Genomic DNA, 23873 nt, shown 5'->3' with positions numbered 1-23873 from the left:
GTAGTCAGACAGAGTAGCTCAGCAATTTTTAAAGAGTGTAATTTAATACGCTGATGCGGATCGGAGTAAAAAAACAAAAGCCGATTGGAAAGGACACAACGAAGTTGAGTTAATCAATTACAGCATGTCGAATTCTGAAAGCTCGCTTACAAATTCACTTTGCTGTAATTGATATCGGCTTTTGCCCGATTAAATCTACTCTGTGCGCCTCTGTGGGTACTCCGTTAAACTCTGTGTTACAAAGTTTGATATAGCGCGCTTTAAGTCAGTATCGGGTGCAATAATCAGAAGTATTTACAGACCTTTTAATGCCTAATCCCTGTCGGTGCAAAAGAATAAAAAAATGTCACCAAAGTATTCAATCGCTGAAGCGCCGATATAAACGAGAGATTGTAATAAACGCCAAAGCTATATTTTAAAAAAGCCATTTCATAATTTCATTGTTTTTCAGTAAATTTGCAACAAATTCAAACCCTGCAATGAGCGAAGCCATCAAGCATGAGTGTGGAATTGCATTTCTGCGCCTCCGTAAGCCGGCGGAATTTTATCTGGCAAAATACGGCAACCCTGTTTACGCACTTCAGAAAATGTCGCTGCTTATGGAAAAGCAGCACAACCGTGGCCAGGATGGAGCCGGCCTGGCGTGTGTAAAACTTGATATGCATCCCGGAAAGCCCTACATCAATCGAATCAGAAGCAATTCGTCTGCCCCAATCATCGATACCTTCAACCAGGCATTTGCTCCGCTGCATGAACTTAAGAACGCACAATCACCACGCTACCTCGACCTTGACTATTTGAAAGAAAATGTTGACTTTACCGGTGAAGTTTTTCTTGGCCATTTGCGATACGGAACCTTCGGAAAAAACAGCATTAAATACGTACACCCATTTATTCGTCCCAATAACTGGAAAACCCGAAACCTGATTCTGGCCGGAAACTTCAATATGACCAATGCTGAAGAACTATTCCAGAAACTGATTCAGATGGGTCAACACCCGGTCGAAACGGCCGACACCGTGACCATCATGGAGCAAATCGGTTATTATTTGGATGAAGAAAACGACTTGCTTTATCAACGCTATAAAGCCGAAGGATTATCCCGCGTTGAAATTTCTTATCACATCACCAAAGAGCTGAACATTGCAAACATCCTCCGCAAATCAAGCACGTTGTGGGACGGCGGCTTTGTTCTCGCGGGCATGATTGGTAACGGTGACTCTTTTGTTTTGCGCGATCCTTCCGGAATTCGGCCAGCATTCTATTATGCAAACGATGAAATAGTGGTGGCAACTTCCGAACGTCCTGTTATTCAAACAGCTTTTAATATTCATTACGAAGACGTACAGGAGCTAAAGCCAGGCCAGGCATTGATTGTGAAAAAAGACGGCTCCTATTCCGTTGAACAGATCATTGAACCAAAAGAAGAAAAATATTGCTCCTTCGAACGAATCTATTTCTCGCGCGGAACCGATGCCGATATTTACAGGGAACGCAAAAAACTAGGCCGGCTCATCGTTCCGCAGGTGCTCGAAGCCATTAATTACGACATCGAAAACACCGTTTTTTCGTATATTCCAAATACTGCCATCGTGGCTTTCATGGGAATGTATGCATCCCTGCTTGATTTTACGGACAAAGTAAAACGCGACAAAATCCTGGCATTAAAGAATCCATCGGCCGAAGCGATTGATGAAATATTAAAATTGCATCCGCGCGCTGAAACCATTGCCGTGAAGGATATGAAAATGCGCACCTTCATTACGACTGATAAGGAACGCGAAGATCTTGTCGATCACATCTACGATGTAACCTATGGACTGGTGCGTAATGGAATTGACAATCTTGTTGTCATAGACGATTCCATTGTGCGCGGGACAACACTGCGGCAAAGCATTATAAAAATTCTGGATCGTCTCGAGCCGAAAAGCATACTTGTGGCGTCGTCAGCTCCGCAAATCCGTTACCCCGACTGCTATGGAATCGACATGGCCAAACTCAGCGATTTCATTGCTTTCCGCGCTGCCATCGAATTGCTGCACGACACAAAACAAACCAATGTTATCGACGAAGTGTACCGTCTCTGCAAAGAACAGATCGGCAAACCGAAAGAAGAAATGGTAAATCATGTAAAGAAAATTTACAAGCCGTTTACCGCCAATCAGATTTCGGAAAAAATTGCCATGATGATTACACCCAAAGGCATCAATGCAAAAATCAATGTTGTATATCAAAGCATCGAAAACATGCATCTGGCACTGAAAACCAAAGGTGATTGGTATTTCACCGGCGATTATCCTACGCCCGGAGGCAATCGTGTGGTAACTCAATCGTTCATTAATTTCATTGAAGGCCGCAACGAACGTGCTTACTAGCACTTCGTGCTAAAGTGGAAAGTTGAAAGTTGAAAGTTTATTCACCCGTTAAATTGCTTTTAATTGTGTTCATGAGCTCGCCACTTCGTGTCTCGGTTGTAAAGTTCTTAAAGGCACGTGATAGTGGTGAGTAACCAATGGTAAGTAGCCAGTAAAAATACACTTTACAACGTATCACTAACCAACAACCGCCAACCAATAACCGTTAACTATTAACCAATAACCACTCTCTGACCACTGCAAATGTCTCATCTCTACATCCATATTCCATTCTGCCATTCGAAGTGCCCATATTGCGATTTCTTTTCGCTTGCAACAAAAAAATGGCACAGTGAATTTATGCAAGCGCTTATTGGCGAAATGGAGTTGCGAAAAGATGAAATAATAAACCCTTTACAGACAATTTATTTCGGCGGGGGAACGCCCTCGCTACTCTCAGAGCAGGAATTCAGTGAGATCATTTCCGCAATTCATAAATATTACGCTATTGAAGCCAATGCAGAAGTCACACTGGAAGCCAATCCAGATGATGTCACTCCGGAAAAACTCTCTTTCTGGAAAAATCAGGGAGTGAGCAGAATCAGCATCGGCGTTCAGTCTTTCGATAATAACGATTTGAAATATCTTGGGCGCAAACACGATGCCTCTCGTGCACATCAGGCGTTGAGAGATATAATTCATGCGGGTTTCGATAATGTGAGCGCCGATCTTATTCATGGCATTCCAGAATCTGATCCGGAAACAGTTTTGAAAAGCATTGAAGAAATAAAAAATCTTGGCGTGAAGCATCTCAGTATGTATTCGCTCACTGTTGAAAAAGGTACAATACTCGAAAACCGCATCAATAAAGGCGTTCTGCAAAACACCGACGAAGATTTTCAGGCGTCAGAATACATCAGAGCTGTTGAAAAAGCCGAAGCATGTGGCTTTCTGCAATATGAAATCAGCAATTTTTGTTTTCCCGGATTTGAATCGAAACACAACAGTGCCTATTGGAAAGGCGCGCCATACCTTGGTCTCGGGCCATCGGCCCATTCGTTCGACGGAAAAACAAGATCGTGGAATGTGTCGGATCTTCAACAGTATATTACCGGAATCAATGATCGGAAGCCGGTTTTCGAAAGTGAAACATTAAATGATACTGATCGCTACAACGAATTTTTATTGACTCGTTTGCGTATGGTATGCGGCATTCAGCTTGATGAAATGACACAGCTTTTCGGTGAACAGAGCGTGGAAGAATTAAAAAGAGAAGTGCATAAATTAAACGCATCTGATAATTTTCATATCACCGAAAAGTCTCTTGCACTCTCGCGTTCAGGTCTGTTGTTTGCCGACCGGATGATTTCGGAATTGATGAAATAAGTATGGCTGGGCGTAGTCTTTTAATATTTTTCTGGAGGGCGTAGTCTCCAGACTACGCCCAGCGTATTTTATATTAAAGACTACGCCCAGCCTCTAAATCGCTGTCATCCTGAGTGATTTTTTCGAAGGGAAACGAAGAAAAAATTGTATCGAAGGAAGACAGCGACCTGGAACTCATCCGCCGCGGCGGATTTCTCCTATTTATTTATAACACTGTTTTATTATTTTTCCAATTCGAAGCCTAATAAAAACCTGCTTTTACTGGCATAATAAAAGAGAACTGCATCTCCCTTTTTACTATGCAAATAAAAATCTACTTCAACTTGATAAGCGATGTTTTCGACGATGATATCGTAACGGGTAAAAGCTTTCATTTCCATGGCTGAATGACCTACAACGCCACTTCCGGCCTCATATTCCGTTCTTTGAATAGTGTTCTGGATGATTTTCTTTTTGCATTCCTTTTCTCCAAAGCGCAAATCTTGATAATATTTTCTGTTCATGATAAATGATATCAGAATTGCCGCTACCAAAGAGATCAATAGCCAAATTATAAAAACAAATTCTTTGTCAGAATTCAGACTTTTTTTATTCACCAAAAATGCAAAGGAAACCAGTAACGAAGAAAAAAACAGCAAGCTTGGAACAACAAAGCCTGCTCTGCATTGGTACTGGATTAGCTTTCTATCAGCATCATTCATTTGCATTTCGTACAGTTTAATTCTTAATACAAACTCAAAAACTCATACCTATTCCCCACCGCCTCCAAATATCTCATAAAATCCCCAAACCCAACAACCAGAGAGGCTTCGTTCAGATTCGGATGAAAACTGATGCGGTCGTATTGCAGCAGATTTTCATCGAGAAATACAATGATATGATGATCCTTGTCGTGAATGAGACCAAACGGAGACACGCTCCCGGGGCTGATTTTCAGATATCGCTCCATGCGTTCGGGTGAAGCAAATGTGAGCTTTCCCTGCTTCAAACGCTGCTCCAGATCCCGGATCAGAATATTCTGCTGATAATGAAAAATAACCAGATAATGCTGATTGCCTTTGTGGTTGCGGAAAAACAAATTCTTGCAATGCGCCGCATCAATGTCTTTCCAGTATTGCGCTGCAATTTCGGCTGTCGGAGCCGGCGGATGTTCGTAATAATCATGCGCAATTCCGAGCTTCTCAAGCCATGCATAAACTTCTTTATCGCCTCTTTTTTCCACGGACTTCGCTGTATGGATGTTTATCTAATGTCTGCGGACCGATGTTATACATATTGCGCAGAATAATTGCCTTTCGCGAAAACATAATGGACGGAGCAATCGCAGGGTTCCATTTGCGCGGATTCGGCAAACACGCCACCAGCGTGGCGGCCTGATCCATGGTCAGCTTTTTTGCGGATCGCTTAAAATACCCTTGCGAAGCTTTCTCTACACCATAAACTCCTTCGCCATATTCAATCACATTCAGATACACTTCCATGATTCTTTCCTTGCTCCAAAACGTTTCTATCAAAAAAGTAAAATACACTTCAAGCCCCTTGCGAAGCCAGGTTCGGTCTGGCCATAGAAAAACATTTTTTGCAGTTTGCTGCGAAACGGTGCTTGCGCCGCGCTTGATTTTATGCGTCTTATTATACTCCTGTGCCTGCGCAATAGCATCCCAATCGAAACCATTGTGATATAAAAAATAACCATCTTCGCCTGCGATGACTGCCTGCGGCATATATGTGCTGATGGAATCAATATCCACCCAGTCATATTCCATTTTCAATTCCTTTCCCTCCATTTTCTGGCCGAAAAGACGAATGATCATTAATGGTGTTACCGGCGGATTGACCCATCGATACACAATCGTAGATCCTATTGAAAGAACAAAAAACATCAATGCCAGTTTCAGACAAAACCGCCATATACGGCCGAAAAACGAGCGTTTTTTCTTTTTAAGGGTAGCCATGAATTGAATTTGCTTTGCAAAGTTAAAAAGAAATGGCAGTGACTACGCTTTCATAAATTGCAGTATTTCTCGATAATCCTCTTCATTAAGTAAATAATGATATCCCGAAGCTTCTGATTTTATCATCGCATCGATCACCTGATGCTCATCATAACTTTCAATTTTCATTTCGTTGAGATTTGTCGGACTTAAAAAACTGCGATACATTTTTATGGTATGCTCAATGGTTTGATCAACACCCGAAACACCGAATACCGCTTTTCCAAATTCCGCAATGCGGGCTGAATCGCGTTTGGCAATGTGTTTCATCCATGCCGGATAAATGGCCGAAAGCGTTGCTCCATGCGGAATTCCATAGAGTAATGAAAACACATGACCAAGACCATGCACACCCCAGTCACCACTTTTGCGGCCAAACATGGTAAGCTCATTCAGCGCACAGGTAGCTGCATACATGATGCGTGCGCGCAGATCGACATTGTCCACTTCCTTCAACAGGCGAGGTCCATACTCGATTGCTTCCTGAATAATGGCCACCGTAAAACGGTCTGAAAGACTTGCATCTCCTTCGCCAAACCATGCTTCCATGGAGTGCGCCACAAGATCCGAAATTCCGTAGGCAGTATACGCACGCGGTACACTCACTGTAAATGACGGATCCAGAAAACTGTATTTTGGCGCCACCAACCGGCTCATGAACGATGTCTTCACACCTTCAGCTCTGTTCTGCATCACGCTGAACGGATTCATCTCGGTGCCGGTCGCGGCCAGTGTCAGCACAGCAATGATGGGAACAGCTGTTTTTGGTTTCAGTTTTCCTGTATATAAATCCCACGGATCGTTATCGACCGGAATCGCTGCTGCAATGGCTTTGGCCGTATCAATTACACTGCCACCGCCAACGGCCAGAATCACATCCGGGGCGAACTCCCGGCCAATCTTCACGGCTTCGCGGGCTTCTTCGATTTCGGGATTTGGTTTCACTCCTGAAAATTCTTTCCATTGCAATCCGGCACTCTCAATTTCGTTGATCATCTTCTGCCGGACGCCGTTTTTAACCGTAGACTCGCCTCCTCTGATCAGCAAGACTTTTGAACCAAATGCCGGAAGTATTGTTCTCATTTTCAGACATACATCCTTTCCGAAATGCATTTGTGTCGGTATATTCCAAATAAAATTTTCCATGATTTTTTTAACAAAGTTAGGAATTTGATCAAATCAATATTATTTTAGCACATGAATACGGGGATCGGTTACGTACGAAGGTTGAATAAGAACGATGCAGATGCTGTGTTTGCAGTCCGGCAGGAGGCCTATGAGTCATCGGCGCAATTCAAGGTTCTCAATTATTCCTATCTCGAATGGAACCAGGTAGACGACATCGCCATTGTTCTCGGCGTTTTCAACGAAAAGGATGAACTGATGTCGTCGTTGCGTGGTGAGTTTATCCGAACCCGCCACGAAGCGGAAGAAAAGCTGCATTATACCATTCCGGCGCATCTCGATCTCTTCCCCGGCATTCTGCTCGGACGTGGAGCTACCAAACGCGCCTATCGCAACTATGGCTTCAATTCATTGCTACGTTATTATTATCTTGGACTGGCCATCGATTTTCCATTTAAATCCACTTTTGCTTCGGTATTCGAAAAAGCGCCCCGCATCGGGCTTCTGCGCGATATGAATTACCGCTTCACGATTCCCGAGGATGCCAGTGACGACGACATTCACGTACTCACCCGCGAATATTTTGTGTATCTCGAACGCAAACATTTCCTGCCGTCGTTTAAATTTCTTCAAACCAAATTCGGCAACGTCATCGACCGCTATTCGTGGACGGGATTGATATAAATGAGAAAACAAATTGCCTTTTCACGTGTGAGAAAATTCCCAAAAGCGTTATATTAACTTTTGATATCTTTCAGCCTCGGTCTTAATCTTAATTTTGATTGAGTCCCAATCACCAGGAATAAGCATTTCAGGCATCAGATCACTTTCGGCATCAGAAAAATAAACAAGGCTCCTCAGCGCCATAAAATCTGAACCATCAATATATTTAGTCAGATAAAATCCGACTATTTCAGAAATAGAAAAATCCTGAAGTAAAAAGCACAAATCAATAAAATCCTTTTTCGTTCCACGGTTTGTAATAGCGGCCACTTTCATTGCAGCAACATCTCTGATATCTGCCATTCTGATTCCATCCGTTTCAACTCCAGAAAACAACCATGGATAGGGATAATTCACAATGTCTGTCTTGATATTATTAATGGAAAATACTTTAATGTTTTTTGTTTGCTGAAGGATTTTCATATCCTTAAACACGCTTAGCGAATTCATTAATTCAATTTCGTCGGTTTTAATCGATCCGAATAAATCAATATCAACAGACTTCCGGTGACCTTTTTGTAAAGCCAGACCGGTTCCGCCAACAAGACGCAGATTTTTCAGAGCAGGAATCTGCATCAGGTCTTTCAGAAGTTCCAGTGTTGGGGTGTCGATTGTTTCGTAGTGTAGCATAAAAAATCCTCTTCAGGTATTTTTGCAATCAAGGCAATAAAAGCATGTGATTTTGGATCAAGATCCCGTATCTGCTTTGCAATTTCGCCTATTTCCTGAATGCCATACAACCGGCAAATAAGCTTCCAGTCATTCATCAGGCCACAGCTGAATACTTGCCTGACAACATAGTGACGATCGCGCACTAAATCAATTTCCGCTTTATTCACATCCCAAAACATATGCTTTGAGAAATCTGCCACTGAAATATGTCCGGAATTTTCTTCCATTATGCAAAACATGAATATGAACAAAGATACAAAAATTGCATTTATTCTATATCTTCGTATATATAAAAAACCACACACCATGTGCGGACGTTTCACAGCCAATGTAAAGAAAAAAGACCTGGAAGAAGAGTGGAATCTGGCGGTACCACCTGAGTTCAGGCCGCGCTATAATATTGCACCATCGCAGGTGGCGGGTGTTATCACCAATACTAAACCCGGTGCACTGTCGTTGTTTCGCTGGGGACTTGTTCCTTCGTGGGCCAAGGATCCCGCCATCGGAAATAAAATGATCAATGCCCGGGTTGAAACACTGCACGAAAAACCATCGTTTCGCAAACTTGTACAGACCGCTCGCTGCCTTATTCCCGCCACATCGTGGTTTGAATGGATGCAGGATAAAAACCGTCAGCCATTTGTAATAAAACCAAAAGAAGCAAAACTCTTTGCTATGGCCGGGCTCTGGGATACATGGCTGGATGCCGACGGACAACAAGTAAATACTTTCACCATCATCACCACCGAAGCTGCTCAAAACATCAGACATATTCACGAACGCATGCCCCTTGTAGTGCCCAAAGAACTGCAGCATGAGTGGCTTTCAAACAATACCGATGCAGCAACCATTGCAAAAATATCCGGGCAACTCGAATTTGATTTTTATCCCGTTTCTTCGCGGGTGAACAATCCGAAAAACGACGACGAAAGCTTACTGAATGAGTTTCGGGAGACGCTGTTCTAACCCGACATTTTATCGGGGCTTTCAAAAAATTGTTGTCGGATGCAAAAACAACATTCCACCGTTCGAAAGCGACGCCGGAGCTGAAGAACATGGAACCGTTGTTTTTGCAGTAGTTACGACGGTTCCATGTTTCGGCTTATAAAGTCAAACGTCAACCCGGAAGTTAGCCGAAACGGTGGAATGTCGTAACATCTACCCGTTAGAAAAAGCCGTCTTGAATGGCTTAGTTTATATTTATTATTTCGCCATCACTTTTCTCAGATCTGCAAAAAAATCGGGATACGATTTACTCACTGCTTCAGCATTGCTGATCTTAATTTCCGAATTTGCCAGCGTTGCGGCAATAGCTGCACACATGGCAATTCGGTGATCGTTGAAGCTGTCAACTTCACCACCCTGGAGCGAGCCGACGCCAAAAACATGCAGGTCGTTTCCCTGTGGTTCAAGCTTCAGCCCGAGTTTCGAAAACACAGCAAGCAATGATTTAAACCGGTTCGACTCTTTATGAATGAGGCGCTGAGTGCCGGTTAACACCGAAGCACCATTTGCTGCGGCTGCAAGTACCACCACTGGTGGAAATAAATCGGGACAATCGGTCAGGTCGGCTTTGAAAGGCCTGGCCTCGTTTTTACTAACACTTATGAAATTATTGAGCACATTTACATGCGCACCAAAGTCAACCAGAATCTCCCGGATTTTCATATCAGCCTGAAGCGAATTCTGATTCAATCCAGTCATTTCAACTTTTCCGGAAACTGCAGCGCCTACCAAAAAATTAGCAGCTGCGCTCCAGTCACCTTCAATACTATATTCCTGCCCTTGATACTGCTGACGGCCTTTTACATAGAACTGTCTGAAATTATTGTTTTCGATGGCAACACCAAATTGCCGCATAATATTCAGCGTCATTGCAATATAAGGCCGGCTCACCAGATTGCGTACTGAAATTTCTGTATCGTGCTCCAGGAGCGGAGCAGCAATCAATAAGCCCGACAGCATATGTGAACTGAAAGAACCATCCAGCTCAATTTTATTTTTCGAAATCGGTCCGCAAATCGTGAGCGGCAATGCGCCATTGGTGGTTTTAACCTGAATTCCGCATTGCAACAATGCTTCAACGAGGGGCTCGACCGGCCGCGCCAAAAGTGAATACTTGCCAGTCATCATGATTGCTCTTCCGTAGAGTGCTGCAATAAAAGAAAACATGCGTAAACTCAGACCAGATTCATCCGCATCAAAAATAATTTCAGAAGAGGGGTCAGGTTTGCCGGGAACAATATGCAGACGGCTTCCACCCCTGACTTTTGCGCCAAGTTTCGAAATGATATTTTGTGCAGCAATGGCATCTGCGGATGCATTGTAATTGCGGATAAATGTTGGTCCCATTGCAAGTCCGGCAATAGCCAGCGCCCGCTGCAGATAGCTTTTCGAAGCAACGGCCTGCAGCACACCTTCAATTTTATATGGCTGAATCTGCTCGATCATAAAATTCTCCTTTTCTGTCCAATATTTCACCAAAAGCCAACATGTCGGAATACGAAAACTGGCCTGGAGCCGTGCTTTCAGCATCGTCCGGATGAGCATACGAAATTCCAAGCCCCCATTTCATCGCTGTAATGCGGGTTTCACTACATTCTTCACCTAAACAAAACGCTGTAATATTTTTAAAATTGCGATAGGCAAATAAAATGGTTGCAGCATCATCCATCGTATTTGCCATGCAAACCATTTTTATGGCATCGGGGCCTGTAGCAAAAATCTCTTCGCGTTTCTTCAACAAATATTCACGGTTGGGTGTTTTTTCAAAGTCGTGCCACGAATACATAATTTTGTAATCAGCATCACGTGCAATTTTAAGCAACTCCTGCATGCGGGGGTCAGAAATCAGCTGAAAATCAAAATCAACAAAACGAATTTTACCAGTCAAAGAAGCTTTGAATAATTCCCGAAAATTATTCTTAAGTAAAAAGGGTTCTCTGACTGAAATAATCCATTCATATCCGTCCTGAATCAGATTGCGGATTTCCAGTTCAGACATATCAATCCGGTCAAGCCGAAGTTCAGCAAAAACCGCATCGCCCAGCTGTCTGCGGCATTCATCAAAACTTTTACCCGACAGGGATAAGCAAATGCGTCTGCGATATGAATCGGCCGGAACAAATCTCATAATTCAAAAGTACATAAATTATTTTTGAACTGCAAAAGCATTGGATATTTTTGTGTCCTCTTGGCAATTCTCACTGCAGCTATATTGGGCGCGCGTTGGTTTTCTGGGAGATCCCGGTCCTTTGAACCCTGAATAAATAACAATGAAGTGAGAATATTGAAGGCTATTTACTTCAAACTTACTTCTTACTTCAAATTTCCTTATTCCTTGTTCAATATTCAGTTTTTGTGCCTTCGTGTCCTTGTGGCAAAATTCAAGCGCACAAAAAAAGCCGGATTTCTCCGGCTCTTACCCTTTACTTATAAATACAAATGTCGCCAAGCAACAATTATTTTAGCATTCCGAGTTCCTTGCCAACCTTGGTGAAAGCAGCAATGGCTTTTTCAATCTGCTCGGTGCTATGTCCGGCTGAAATCTGAACGCGGATGCGGTCTTTGCCTTTTGGAACAACCGGGAACGAAAAAGCAATTACATAAATGCCTTCTTCGAGCATGCGGTCAGCAAATTTGACAGCCAGTTTTGAACAATCCGGATATTTACCGAACATGATTGGTGTGATGGGATGCTCGCCCGGAACAATATCAAAGCCAGCTTCGGTCATTTTCGAGCGGAACATTTTGGTGTTGGCTTCCAGTTTGTCGCGCAGCTCGGTTGAAGCTGTCAGAATATCCATAACTTTAATGGTCGCGCCAACTACAGAAGGAGCAACGGTGTTTGAGAACAAATACGGACGGGCTTTATTGCGCATCCAGTCAATGATTTCCTTTGAACTGCTGATGCAGCCGCCTGATGCGCCACCCAATGCTTTTCCGAATGTAGTGGTTATAATATCCACCCGGCCCATAACGCCGCGGTATTCGTGCGTTCCACGGCCTGTTTTACCAAGGAATCCGGTTGAATGACTGTCATCGACCATTACCATAGCGTCATATTTATCCGCCAGATCGCAAATTTTATCAAGAACAGCAATGTCGCCATCCATGCTGAAAGAGCCATCGGTAGCAATCATAATGAAGCGACAACCTTTTTCGCGGGCTTCTTTTAGACAGCGCTCAAGGCCTTTGGCCATTTTTCCGGTAGCCTGATCTTCTTCCTCAATATCACGCATGTCGCTGTGTTTGTACGCCCAGCGCTGAGCTTTGCAAAGACGCACACCATCAATGATTGAAGCATGATTGAGTGCGTCGCTGATGATTGCGTCATTTTCACCCAAAAGTGGTTCGAAAACAGCACCGTTTGCATCGAAGCAAGAAGAGAAAAGGATAGTGTCTTCCATGCCCAGGAAGTCAGAAACTTTTTGCTCAAGAACTTTGTGAATGTCCTGTGTTCCACAAATGAAACGGACCGATGAAAGTCCATAGCCGCGGTGATCAATTTCTTCGTGCGCAGCTTTAATCAGTTCCGGATGTGATGAAAGACCCAGATAGTTGTTGGCGCAGAAATTCAGAACTCTTTTCCCCTTTACGGTGATTTCTGCACCCTGTACGCTTTCAATGATACGTTCATTTTTAAAAAGACCAGCTTCGCGTATGGCTGCCAGTTCCTTTGTCAGATATTCTTTCACTTTCCCTTGCATGGTTGTAATATTTTATACCGGCAAATCTACACTTTTTTTTAAGATCAATCAGTGCCCAACTATCGAAAATATCAGAACCTGTCACTCTTTAAGTTTTAACAGTTGTTTCCTCCAGGACTTGAAACAAACACGTGAACATTAAATACAAATACAGACAATTGGCCTATTGCTTCAACACTAATATCGGCGCCAATTGATGACAATCAGGTATATTGCTGCAAAAATATCGCAGAATAATCTAAATTTCCTGTGAAAATAATCTAATTTTGCGCAAGAAAACAAACGCATCCTGATGAAAAACATTCTTGTTATAGGCGCCTTCGGGCAAATTGGCTCTGAACTCACTCTTGCTCTTAGAAAAGATTTCGGCAACGAACATGTAATTGCTTCAGATATCAATATCCGCGAGAATTCACCGCTGGCGACAGGACCCATGGTGGTTCTTGATGCCCGTGACCGCAACGCCATTGCTGAAATAAGCAAAAAATACAGCATTGATACCATCATCAATCTCGCAGCTATTCTCTCAGCCAATGGCGAGAAAAATCCAGCACTGGCCTGGGATGTTAACATAAATGCACTTATAAATACATTTGAAGTGGCGCGCGAAATGAAAATGGATCGCGTTCTGGTTCCAAGTTCCATAGCGGCTTTCGGACCAACCACGCCGCGTGTAAACACTCCGCAGGAAACTATTCTTGAGCCCTCCACCATGTATGGAATCACGAAAGTGGCCGGAGAATTACTTGGCGATTACTATGTACGGAAATTTGGTCTTGATGTCCGCGGACTCCGTTATCCCGGCATCATAAGCCATGAAACACTTCCCGGCGGCGGCACAACAGATTATGCAGTCGCAATCTATTACGATGCAGTAAAATTCAATAAGTACAATTGCTTTGTCAGCGCTGAAACACGACTCCCGATGATGTATATGCCCGATTGTATCAAAGCTACTATTGATTTATTGAAAGCAGATTTTACATCATTGAAACATCATTCAAACTTCAATGTTGGCGCAATGAGTTTTTCGGCCGCAGAATTGGCAGAAAGCATTAAAAAATATCAACCCGATTTTTCAATCACTTACGAACCGGATTATCGACAGGCCATTGCCAACAGCTGGCCCGAAAGCATCGATGACAGCGCCGCACGTCTGGAATGGGGATGGAAACCGTCGTTCGACCTCGATGCTATGACCCAGGATATGCTCAAAAATATCAAGATCAAACACGAACAGGGATTGATATAAGATTTTAGATATTCGATTTTAGATTTCAACTGAAATCTTTGATTTTAAAATTTTGAAGGCGCTGTGCGGAAGTACGGCGCTTTTTTTATATCTTCAAAATACAAATCACCGGTTCAAATATGAATCGCTTTTCAGAAATCTCAGTCTTTTTGAAGGGCTTTCGATGAGCGGGCCAATTTCATAGTCATTCCATTTTTCATCGGCCAGCTGAATGATTTCGTCACTCATTATTGTGGCTGCAGGCCAGCGTCCGCCGGGCACTGCGCGTTTTCCATACACACAGGCATTGATGACCAACACACCTTCTGTCGGGAGACTTCGAATCAGTGAAAAATCTCTGGCTGGATCAATGGCTGCAAGAACGTACCACAGAAGAATATCATCCGAAGCTTCTTTCATGCGGGTATCCGTAATGATATAAATTCCTTTTTTTACAGAATCAGCTCCGGCAGACATGTTCAGAAACAAGTTTCCACTTTCGGCCACTGCATGATCAGAAAATATTACATGTACCGACTTTCCGAAAACCAGCATTGATTCGTTGATTTCATCTGTTTCTTTCGCTGATTTCGATTTTCTTTCTTCCGTTTTCAAAGTACAATCGAATCCCGCCTTTCCGCCATGCGAGAATGATTGAGCTGCATGATCGAGCACATCGTACGGGCCGGCAGATAAATGAAGATCATGCACCGGACTGAAATTGGCATCTATTGCATCGAGCACTGCACGCGGATTACGGATATCCACATCTTCGCTGAAAACCATAATTACTTTAGTGAACATCATCTGCCCGGCCCCCCATAAAGCATGCATCACTTTCACAGCCTGACCGGGAAAACTCTTTTTGATTTTCACCAGCGCGAGATTATGAAATCCGCCTGCAGCCGGCAAATACATATCAAGAATTTCGGGTACAAATATTTTCTGAATCAATGGAAAGAAAATCTGCGAAGTTGCATGTCCAAGAAATTGATCTTCTTTTGGAGGAACGCCAACCAATGTTGCCGGATAAACCGCTTTTTTGCGGTGCGAAATGCGCGTGATGTGAAATACCGGATATTCATCAGGCAAAGAATAAAACCCTGTATGATCACCAAATGGGCCTTCGGTGCGCAATGGCTCGGCAGGATCGATATATCCTTCGATTACAAAATCGCTGCATTCAGGAATCCAGATATTGCTGTTGTGACTTTTTACTAAACGTGCGCGTTCGTTTTTGAGAAAACCGGCGAGCATGTATTCGCTTATTCCTTCGGGCAGTGGTGCCGTTGAAACATAGGTCAGCACCGGATCTCCGCCCAGGGTCACCGTTACCGGCATGCGTTTTCCTTTTTTCTTCCAGGCTTCGAAATGCGCTGCACCCCCTTTGTGCCGGTGCCAGTGCATGCCTGTTGACTGTCCGTCGAAAACCTGCATTCGGTACATTCCGGTGTTCTGTTGTCCGGTGTCCGGATCAATCGTATGAACCAAAGGGAGCGTCAGAAAACGCCCGCCATCATGCGGCCAGCACTTGATAATTGGAAGCAAATTCAGATCGGGCTCTTTCTGAACAACCTTCATGCACTTGCCGCGGCGATGCAATTTCTTTGGTGATGTTTTTCGAAGACTCATCAGCGACCCAATGCTTTTGCGCGACAGGCGCGGCTTTGAGTCCATCATCGAGAGCAGATTCTGCACACGCGAAAAATATCCTTCTGCGCCATTCAGATTCAGTAATTCGTCAGTAATTTTTTTATTCGCAAACAAATTCATCAGCAGCGGAAAATCTGTTCCGTTTTGAGTGAACAACAAAGGCCTGCTGCGATTTTCATCACTTGCAAAACGATCTGCTATTTCGGATGCTTCAAGTTCAGTATTGACCTCCGTTCGGATTTCCGCAACCAGACCGCGTTTGCGTAGCAATTCAACTATTTCGCTGAGTGAATAAAAAGCCATCTGATTTCCGAATTTCAAAACAAAGAAAAGAATTATTAATGGGATTGAAGTGCACTGAGAAAACCGTTTTCCACGAATGACTTGAAGCCGTTATATATACTACGTTTTCTGCAGTTTCTTTTTTGCTGCAGGAAATAAAACATTGTTCAAAATAAGCCGGTATCCCGGAGAGTTTGGAAACAGGTCCAGTTCCGTCGGTGGATCATACACAAAATGCTGATAATCTTCCGGATCATGACCGGCCAAAAAAGTCCATGTTCCCTTGCCATATTCTCCATGAATGTATCGGGCTTCTTTGATGGATTTAAATTCGCCCATTACAAGCACCGACGATTTCAGGGTCGCAGAATTAAAAGCAGTTGTCTGACCCATAAAACCCTTAATGATTTTTTCATGATCCTGACAAAGCATTGTTGGCACTGGGTCCCATTTTGCCGAAAACTCAAAGAGTGCGAAATAATCATCTTTCGGGCTCATAGCGCGGCGTGTAAGAGACACATCTATGTTAGAAACTTCGTATTCGTAGGGATTGGTGCTGATTTTAAAATTCTCAAATGCAAAAGTTTTGGAATAATCAAGTTTGCTCTGCGCCTGCGGATCCATCGGATCACCATCGAACTGCGAAGCACAGATATCGACACCTTCAGCAGCTAATGCAATATCATAGCTGTCGGGTGCACTGCACATTGAAAAAAGATAACCGCCACCCGCTACAAAATCACGGATTTTTTTTGCGACACTCAGTTTCATTTGCGAGACCTTTGAAAACCCAAGCGATTTGGCCGCTTTTTCCGATTCAGCCACATCGTGCTGATACCAATCTGTATTCTGATAGTTCGCCCAGAATTTTCCATACTGTCCGGTGAAATCTTCGTGATGAAGATGCAACCAGTCGTATTTGGGCAGATCGCCACGCAGCACTTCTTCGTCATAAATCTGCTCATAGGGAATTTCGGCATACGTGAGCACGAGTGTCACAGCGTCATCCCATGGAAGGTTCGTTTTTGGCGCGTAAACAGCAACTTTTGGCGCTTTCGAAAGTTTAATGACATCCATGTTGACGGACGGATCGGCAATTTCGGAGCGGATGGAAGCTGCCTGTGCATCAGAAATCACTTCAACCGAAACCCCGCGAATATTACATTCTTCCTGAATGGTTTTTGAGAACGAACATAAAAAACTTCCACCTCTGTAGTTGAGTAACCACTCGGCCTCCTCATTATTAGTCAGAATCCAGAAAGTTATTCCATAGGCTTTCAAATGATTTTTTTGCGAATTGTCCATTGGAATCAACAGATAAGTTGCCTGCAAACTAAGCGGCAACACGGCAAAAAAAATCAATATCAGAAAAATGCGAACTTTCATAATTTCGGGCGCTTGTCAAATATCATGCGAAAATCAGATACCTCCATGACGAATTGAAAAATCGTCGCCGGGACCATCGCTGTTCATTTTTGATTGCACGGTAAATGAACTGCCGGAATTTGAAGCCCCGCTTTCGGAAAGTATTCGTATAGCCTGCGAAAAATCTTCATCATTCTCTTCATAAAAACGCGCATAGGCGCCGAGAAATTTCAGATTGATTGTTGTCAGAGGACCGTTACGGTGTTTTTCAATAATCAATTCAGCTTTATTCCGGATAGCTTCAATATCTGTGTTTTTGTCATCTTCTTTAAAGTAATATTCAGGACGATAAATAAACATGACGATATCGGCATCCTGCTCAATGGCACCGGATTCACGAAGATCGGACAGCTGCGGACGTTTGCTGCCGGGGCGTTTTTCAACTTCACGACTCAGCTGAGACAAACAAATGACCGGGATACTTAGTTCTTTCGCCAAAGCTTTCAGTGAACGCGAAATAGTGGAAATTTCAACCTCACGGTTAGCATTCTTATCCACCTTAGAAGTCATGAGTTGCAGGTAGTCAACAATCACACATTGAATATCGTATTGCTGTTTCAAACGACGGGCCTTTGCACGAAGCTCAAATACAGACAAGGCGGGTGTATCATCGAGATACAGTTTGGCTTTGGACAGATTGTCCATATTGTCGTTCAGACTTTTCCATTCCTGCGCTGTCAGCTTTCCTGTACGCAGGCGCTCACTGCTGATGCGGGCTTCAGATGCAATAAGTCGCATAACAAGCTGAATGGCACTCATTTCAAGAGAAAAAAGTGCCACCGGAACTTCGTTGACCATGGCCATGTTGCGGGCCATTGAAAGTACAAATGCTGTTTTCCCCATACCCGGACGGGCAGCAAGAATGATGAGATCGGACCGCTGCCAACCCGCTGTTACAGCGTCAAGCGATTTAAAACCACTGGGCACACCAGACAATGAGTTTTCGTTTTTCGAAGCCGATTCAACCATTTCACGGGCAGACCGCAACAGCTGCGCCATTCCGTTTGTTTTGCGACGGAGATTTTCTTCGTTTATCTTGAATAATTTATCTTCGGCACTATCAAGCAAATCAAAAACATCGGTGCTTTCTTCAAAAGAATCATTGATGATTTCGGTCGAAATTTCAATTAAGCGGCGCTGAATATATTTTTGTGCAACGATACGAGCATGATATTCAATGTTGGCACTCGACACAACCCGGTTTGTAAGGTAGGTAATATAATAAGCACCACCAACCAGCTCAAGTTTACTTTGTTTTTTGAGCTCTTCGATTACGGTCAGCATATCGATGGGCGAACTGCGGGCAAACAAAGACTGAATGGCTTCGAAAATATAACGATGAGCCTCTTTATAAAATGAGTCGGGTTGAATGATATCAATAACAGTATTTAATGCATTCTGTTCAAGCATCAATGCGCCTAAAATAACCTCTTCAAGATCGACAGCCTGCGGCGGAACGCGACCGTGATCCAACGCAGAGGCCTTTACTGGCGCAGGTTTCACGTTACGCTTTGTATACTTTTTATCCTTGTTCTCTTCCATGTTTCAAAAATACGATATATCCCGGTCGGATTTCTGAATGTTGAAAATTAAATTTTGACTACTGTATTTATTGTTTTGTCGATAATATGAGTATGATTCTTTACTGAGATAGAAAAAGCCATTCAGACCTTCTATTTGCCATCAACACACATCCTGACATCTGACACATCGTCTGGAGCACAAATGTTTACAAATACCGGACTCTGCATTCCTTTTTCAAGATCCTGCCGCAGATACTCCACCATCATCACAAAATCAGGATCTTTTTCCACTCCATCGTTAAACATCATTGAAATTGAATAGGTATCACCGGATTTTTCCATAAGAACCGACATCATCTGGTCATCAGTAAAAACACCGGTACTGTACAAATAATGAGACATCCGGTCCACTTCAGCCTGACTAACTTCCGATTCATTATAACAAAGTTCATTTTGGACCGGGCCATAATAATTGCAGGACATTTCCTGCGACCCGACTACCAAAAAGAGAAATCCGAAAATTACAGTCAGTATGGCAGCCACCGCAATTACAGTGATCAGAAACACTCTCCATCCGGAAAATATTTTTCCACCCTGTCGAATATGTTCTGCAATCCTGTCGCCCTGCAATTTATTTGCAATCACAGCTGCAATTCCGGCATTGATTGAAGGAACCAGAAAATTTGCCAACCTGCTGAAACTATCCGGAATCAAAGACGCCAAATACAACGCCACCACGGTTATCAGAACTGAGATTATCCAGGTCTGTCCGACTTTGCTTTTTTCATTAAAAGCACGGAAGTTTGAAGCCATCATATACCCGCCAACCAAAGGACTTCCAAGCATGGTGCCTACCCAGATGGATTTCTCACGATAGATTTTTCTTTTGATTTCAACATTTTCTGAAACCTGTGTTTCCATAATTAACAATAATTAAAACAGCATTATGAGACAATTCACAAAAATACAATTTTTTCGGACTATCAATTAATTCAAACAAATTATCTTTCAAAAGGCTGGTATAGCCCTTCGAAAGATAACTGAAAAATTAGTATTTCTAAATCAAATTACATTTTCCAGACAAGTCCCAGCAGATAATATCTTCCGGGCCTGTATTGCATGGTGGTCTGAGTGACCATCCCAGATGCCGTTTCGACATTCTGACTGTAATTTACGTTGCTATTCAGAAGATTTCTTACCTGCGCTTTCAATTCGATTTTTTTGCCGAATTTTTTACTCAGACTCAAATCAAGCTGATTGGACGGCATCTCATATATATGAGGGTTCCCTGTAAAAGGATCTCCAACAAAGCTGATTCGCTTGCCTACAATATTAAACATTAAGCCTGCATTCAAACCCAATGAGTCGTTCTGATAGAAAAGCGATGCATTCATAATAAAAGGCGATTGACCCTGCAATGGGCGATCATCTTCCAGACTTTTCTCACTAAACAAAATCCGGCTTTTCATATAGGCGGCATTAAAAATCACTGTGAAATTTTTCAGCAATTTTGAAGCATTTGTGGATGCTGCTGAAAGCCTCATTTCTGCTTCAATTCCACTTACACTGGCTTTGGGCGTATTCTGAAAAGTGTATTGCAAACCGCTACCCGTCGGGATAATCTGATATTCGATTGCATTGACGAATTGCTTGTGAAAAGCACCCAAACTGAACATGCTGTTCGAGTTTGGATAAAATTCATAGCGAAAATCATAATTATGTATTGTAGCAAAAGTAAGACTATCATTGCCTGATACTACCGCTTTCATTTCATAGTCATAAAAAGCCATCGGAGCAATTTCGCGATATTCAGGCCGGTTTACTGTCTGACCATAGGCAAATCGCAGCAAACTTTTTTCAGTCAGAGAACACGATAAATTAAGAGCCGGCAACAACAAAAGTGTATCGGAACGATAATGAACTTCGTCTTCAACGGTTGGTGGATTGGTAGCATCGGTTTTGTAAGAATCAAGAATAACGCTGCTTTGTTCTGCTCTTACCCCCGTATGAATTTTAATTCGCGAGCCAACTGAAATTGTTGCAGTAAAATAACCAGCAATCATGTTTGAGTTTGACACATAAGAATCTGATGGACTTGTTTGCTCGTCAAGCATAATTCCATCGGTAGCATTAATATTTTCATTGCTGAAGATTTCTTCAACACTTTGATATGGAATATTCCAGTCGAACAATGAGGTTTTAGCAATCTTGTAGCCCAGATTCCTTGCACTGAATGAGCGATTGCGGTTTTCGAAAAACAATCCGGCCTTGTAGTCAAATTTTTTCTTGCCAATTGTAAATTTTGAATTGAAATCTGATCCTGCATTCACTATCTGCTCATTCATGTCGTGAAAGATTCGACCTGAAAGATTCGAGTTGGCTGCGAACGAAAAATTCAGACCATACTGTCCGTAATACGGGCTGTCTTGCTGGTCATTCAGCACCCAGGTCAATCGCTTTGCATCCGGCATTTGCTGCGACGACGCAGAATATCCGGCAAACCATTTCAGTTTTGATTCTTTCTTTCCAAACGTGTGAGTTCCGCTCAGCTGGCCCGAATACAACTGTCTCTTTTTTACAGCCATTTCCAAACCTTTAATGGTAAGTCCGCCATAAAAGTCTTTTCCTTCACGCTCAGTCACACGATTCGACGTCTGAAAATTAAAAAGATTTCTAAAATCAAGCGTGGACTTTCCTTTTATCAGCGACCAGTTCATCATAGCGCCGGCTTTCACTGAATTATTAAACTGAACATCACTGAAGCAATAACTGGTGTCGGGTTTTTGAGCGATTTCGTCATACGCATTGTAGCTTGCTCTAAAAATGGAGTCCTGTTGAAAAGTAGTGCTGTAATTGATTTGCGTGTAATTAACCAGCCGTGCATTAGCCAGGTCTTTGCGCCAGGCTCCGGCAACTGAAAATCGCTGATCGGTTGGAGCCGTAAATGAATGGGGCGTCCAGATTTTATTCATGGTCTGACCCCAGAAAGTCTTTTCATCTTTTCCCGCCTCGGTGGATGGGATTGTGGAAACATTTTCCGGAAGTCCTCCCGGCAGATTCAATAAAGAAGTGCTATTCGTAAAACCTGCTCCATTAACCGGATAAATCAGATGTTGCTGGAAGGTTGATCCTTCTGAAAACCCATTGGAATACGATACCTGCAAAAAGTTTTTTTCAGGATTACTGATGGTTGAAATTTGTACAAGTCCTCCGGCAAAATCACCAGGCAGTTCCGGAGAAAAAGTTTTGTAAACAACCACATTATCAATCATTGAGGCCGGAATCAAATCGAATGAAAACGCACGGACATCCGCTTCAGAGCTGGGTGCAGGAAGGTCATTCAACCAAACAGAATTATATCGTTCATTCAATCCGCGAATGATTACAAAGCGTCCGTCCTGAATGGTAATGCCAGGAATGCGCTTTACCACTTCGCCCGCATCGCGGTCCTGTGTTTTTTTAATCAATTGCGAAGGAACACCATTCACCACCAGATTGCTCTGACGAATAGTCTGCATCATGGAAATTTCAGTACCAGTAACGCGGTTGCTTACAACATTCACAGTCTGCATTTGCGTGATACTTTCCACAAGCTTAATATCCAAAAACAGATTTTCTTCATCTGAAATAAAAAATGTTTGTTCAAAAGGCTTGTATGAAACATAGGAAACGGTCACCGTCAGATCGCCCTTTGGAATTGAAGACAGTGTGAAGTTTCCATCAAGGTCGGTTGATGATCCGCTGTATGTGCCTTTGATCACAACATTTGCACCAATAATGGGCTCGTTCGTTTTTGCATCAATCACACGACCATTTACCGCCATCGTTCCCTGACTCAGAGGAGATGCAGCATGGAAATTAGTTTGTGCCTGAACAAACATGTTGAGTATTATAAAAAGCAAAATTAAAAGTGACTTTTTCATACAGATTATTTTCTGTACAAAATTCGCTATTCAATATTACCTCAGCGTGAAACACAGATTATCATTTTCTGGTTTTTGTGTTAGAACAATGTTACCAACATTGTTTTTGCCAGCAAATAATCAATAGCGAACCGGCTGTTACAAAAGCAAACCGGCTGATATATGTCATTTGCTGAAGAAGTAGCTACAATGCCGGTCGTATCTTTGACAAAAATCAAACTTACAATGAAAACAAGCATATTAATCCTCGGCCTTTTGTCTGTACTTGCGTTTTCCTCATGCAGCAAAGACACCCCTGCAGTAGTGCAGAAAAACCTGGAATCCGGCGAGTGGAAAATAACGTATTTCTACGACAAAGATCATGAAGAAACCACTGACTATGCCGGATACACCTTCACCTTTAATGACGATGGAACCATTATGGCCACTACCTCATCGGGAAATGTTTCAGGCACCTGGAGTACAGGCGTCGATGACTCTCAGGACAGACTTTATCTGACATTCAGTAGTCCGGACAAACTTATTGAAATCAGCGATGACTGGGTTATTCTTGAACAAAGCAACAGTAAAATTGAATTAGAAGATGACAGTGATAACAGCACCGAGTTGCTAACATTTGAAAAAATATAATCATGAAAAAAAACATTGGACAAACCGACACCATTATTCGAATTATCATAGGTCTGGGCATTGGCGCTGCTGGCTGGTATTATGAAAGCTGGCTTGGACTGATTGGGCTGGTGCCTTTACTAACTGCATTTACCGGCTTTTGCGGCATATATGCTTTGCTGGGCATATCAACCTGCCCGCGAAAGAAGGCTGAAAAATAATCACTCCATTTACATTGCGAAAATACGGGCTCAGAATTTCTTC

At 42.9% G+C, this 23873-nt stretch carries 21 protein-coding genes; 7 read left to right on the top strand and 14 right to left on the bottom strand.

Annotated features, from left to right (window positions below):
- Window positions 1–479 precede the first annotated feature (479 nt).
- Together A2W93_10230 and A2W93_10225 are read left to right on the top strand one after the other, a co-directional pair.
- Entirely contained in the window at window positions 480–2375 is a 1896-nt protein-coding gene (locus A2W93_10230) for an amidophosphoribosyltransferase (GenBank protein ID OFY52899.1), read from the top strand.
- A 243-nt stretch (window positions 2376–2618) separates the two neighbouring features.
- A complete protein-coding gene (locus A2W93_10225; protein OFY52898.1) occupies window positions 2619–3740 on the top strand; it encodes a hypothetical protein in 1122 nt (373 codons plus the stop codon).
- Window positions 3741–3961: 221 nt separating this feature from the next.
- Here A2W93_10225 and A2W93_10220 read toward each other — a convergent pair whose 3' ends face one another.
- From A2W93_10220 to A2W93_10205, 4 genes are read right to left on the bottom strand one after another with little or no spacing between them, the layout of a single operon-like run.
- Entirely contained in the window at window positions 3962–4447 is a 486-nt protein-coding gene (locus tag A2W93_10220; GenBank protein ID OFY52897.1) for a hypothetical protein, read from the bottom strand.
- A gap of 17 nt (window positions 4448–4464) precedes the next feature.
- The gene (locus A2W93_10215) at window positions 4465–4986 is read right to left on the bottom strand and encodes a prolyl-tRNA editing protein (GenBank protein ID OFY52896.1); all 522 of its coding nucleotides are present in this window, start codon (window positions 4984–4986) and stop codon (window positions 4465–4467) included.
- The gene (locus tag A2W93_10210; GenBank protein OFY52895.1) at window positions 4943–5695 is read right to left on the bottom strand and encodes a monofunctional biosynthetic peptidoglycan transglycosylase; all 753 of its coding nucleotides are present in this window, start codon (window positions 5693–5695) and stop codon (window positions 4943–4945) included. Before A2W93_10210 ends, A2W93_10215 begins: the two co-directional genes overlap by 44 nt.
- Window positions 5696–5737: 42 nt before the next feature.
- Entirely contained in the window at window positions 5738–6880 is a 1143-nt protein-coding gene (locus tag A2W93_10205) for a hypothetical protein (GenBank protein OFY52894.1), read from the bottom strand.
- Window positions 6881–6931: 51 nt separating this feature from the next.
- On the opposite strand from A2W93_10205, the gene A2W93_10200 reads away from it, so the two are divergent.
- Window positions 6932–7543 carry a hypothetical protein gene (locus A2W93_10200; protein ID OFY52893.1) on the top strand — a complete coding sequence of 204 codons (612 nt, stop codon included), beginning with the start codon at window positions 6932–6934 and terminating at the stop codon, window positions 7541–7543.
- Window positions 7544–7591: 48 nt separating this feature from the next.
- Here the strand turns inward: A2W93_10200 and A2W93_10195 are convergent, their stop codons facing one another.
- Together A2W93_10195 and A2W93_10190 are read right to left on the bottom strand one after the other, a co-directional pair.
- Window positions 7592–8212 (bottom strand): hypothetical protein, encoded by a 621-nt coding sequence (locus A2W93_10195; protein OFY52892.1) that lies wholly within the window; start codon window positions 8210–8212, stop codon window positions 7592–7594.
- On the bottom strand, window positions 8167–8481 hold the full coding sequence (locus A2W93_10190; protein OFY52891.1) for a hypothetical protein: 315 nt from the start codon (window positions 8479–8481) through the stop codon (window positions 8167–8169). Before A2W93_10190 ends, A2W93_10195 begins: the two co-directional genes overlap by 46 nt.
- A gap of 79 nt (window positions 8482–8560) precedes the next feature.
- Here A2W93_10190 and A2W93_10185 point away from each other — a divergent pair, with 79 nt between their 5' ends.
- Window positions 8561–9220 (top strand): hypothetical protein, encoded by a 660-nt coding sequence (locus A2W93_10185; protein OFY53001.1) that lies wholly within the window; start codon window positions 8561–8563, stop codon window positions 9218–9220.
- Between the two features lie 237 nt (window positions 9221–9457).
- Here the strand turns inward: A2W93_10185 and A2W93_10180 are convergent, their stop codons facing one another.
- From A2W93_10180 to A2W93_10170, 3 genes are all read right to left on the bottom strand, one after another.
- Window positions 9458–10705: a 3-phosphoshikimate 1-carboxyvinyltransferase gene (locus A2W93_10180; protein ID OFY52890.1), complete on the bottom strand. Its 1248-nt coding sequence runs from the start codon at window positions 10703–10705 to the stop codon at window positions 9458–9460.
- Window positions 10680–11387 carry a hypothetical protein gene (locus A2W93_10175; GenBank protein ID OFY52889.1) on the bottom strand — a complete coding sequence of 236 codons (708 nt, stop codon included), beginning with the start codon at window positions 11385–11387 and terminating at the stop codon, window positions 10680–10682. Before A2W93_10175 ends, A2W93_10180 begins: the two co-directional genes overlap by 26 nt.
- A 328-nt stretch (window positions 11388–11715) precedes the next feature.
- Window positions 11716–12963: a glycine C-acetyltransferase gene (locus A2W93_10170; protein ID OFY52888.1), complete on the bottom strand. Its 1248-nt coding sequence runs from the start codon at window positions 12961–12963 to the stop codon at window positions 11716–11718.
- Between the two features lie 292 nt (window positions 12964–13255).
- Here A2W93_10170 and A2W93_10165 point away from each other — a divergent pair, with 292 nt between their 5' ends.
- Window positions 13256–14215 carry a UDP-glucose 4-epimerase gene (locus tag A2W93_10165; protein OFY52887.1) on the top strand — a complete coding sequence of 320 codons (960 nt, stop codon included), beginning with the start codon at window positions 13256–13258 and terminating at the stop codon, window positions 14213–14215.
- Window positions 14216–14320: 105 nt separating this feature from the next.
- Here A2W93_10165 and A2W93_10160 read toward each other — a convergent pair whose 3' ends face one another.
- From A2W93_10160 to A2W93_10140, 5 genes are all read right to left on the bottom strand, one after another.
- Entirely contained in the window at window positions 14321–16150 is a 1830-nt protein-coding gene (locus tag A2W93_10160) for a menaquinone biosynthesis decarboxylase (GenBank protein OFY52886.1), read from the bottom strand.
- Between the two features lie 99 nt (window positions 16151–16249).
- Complete coding sequence (locus A2W93_10155) at window positions 16250–17515, bottom strand: asparagine synthetase B (protein ID OFY52885.1); 1266 nt, start codon at window positions 17513–17515, stop codon at window positions 16250–16252.
- Between the two features lie 33 nt (window positions 17516–17548).
- The gene (locus A2W93_10150; GenBank protein OFY53000.1) at window positions 17549–19057 is read right to left on the bottom strand and encodes a replicative DNA helicase; all 1509 of its coding nucleotides are present in this window, start codon (window positions 19055–19057) and stop codon (window positions 17549–17551) included.
- A gap of 170 nt (window positions 19058–19227) precedes the next feature.
- Window positions 19228–19998, bottom strand: coding sequence for a hypothetical protein (locus tag A2W93_10145; GenBank protein OFY52884.1), 771 nt, complete (start codon window positions 19996–19998; stop codon window positions 19228–19230).
- Between the two features lie 146 nt (window positions 19999–20144).
- Complete coding sequence (locus A2W93_10140; protein ID OFY52883.1) at window positions 20145–23000, bottom strand: hypothetical protein; 2856 nt, start codon at window positions 22998–23000, stop codon at window positions 20145–20147.
- A 189-nt stretch (window positions 23001–23189) separates the two neighbouring features.
- Between A2W93_10140 and A2W93_10135 the strand changes: the two genes are divergently transcribed.
- Entirely contained in the window at window positions 23190–23630 is a 441-nt protein-coding gene (locus A2W93_10135; protein ID OFY52882.1) for a hypothetical protein, read from the top strand.
- A 2-nt stretch (window positions 23631–23632) separates the two neighbouring features.
- A complete protein-coding gene (locus tag A2W93_10130) occupies window positions 23633–23830 on the top strand; it encodes a hypothetical protein (protein OFY52881.1) in 198 nt (65 codons plus the stop codon).
- The last annotated feature ends 43 nt before the right edge of the window (window positions 23831–23873 follow it).

It is taken from the genome of Bacteroidetes bacterium GWF2_43_63 (genome assembly GCA_001769275.1).
Lineage (GTDB): Bacteria > Bacteroidota > Bacteroidia > Bacteroidales > DTU049 > GWF2-43-63.
This window is presented reverse-complemented; position numbering and strand designations above follow the sequence as displayed.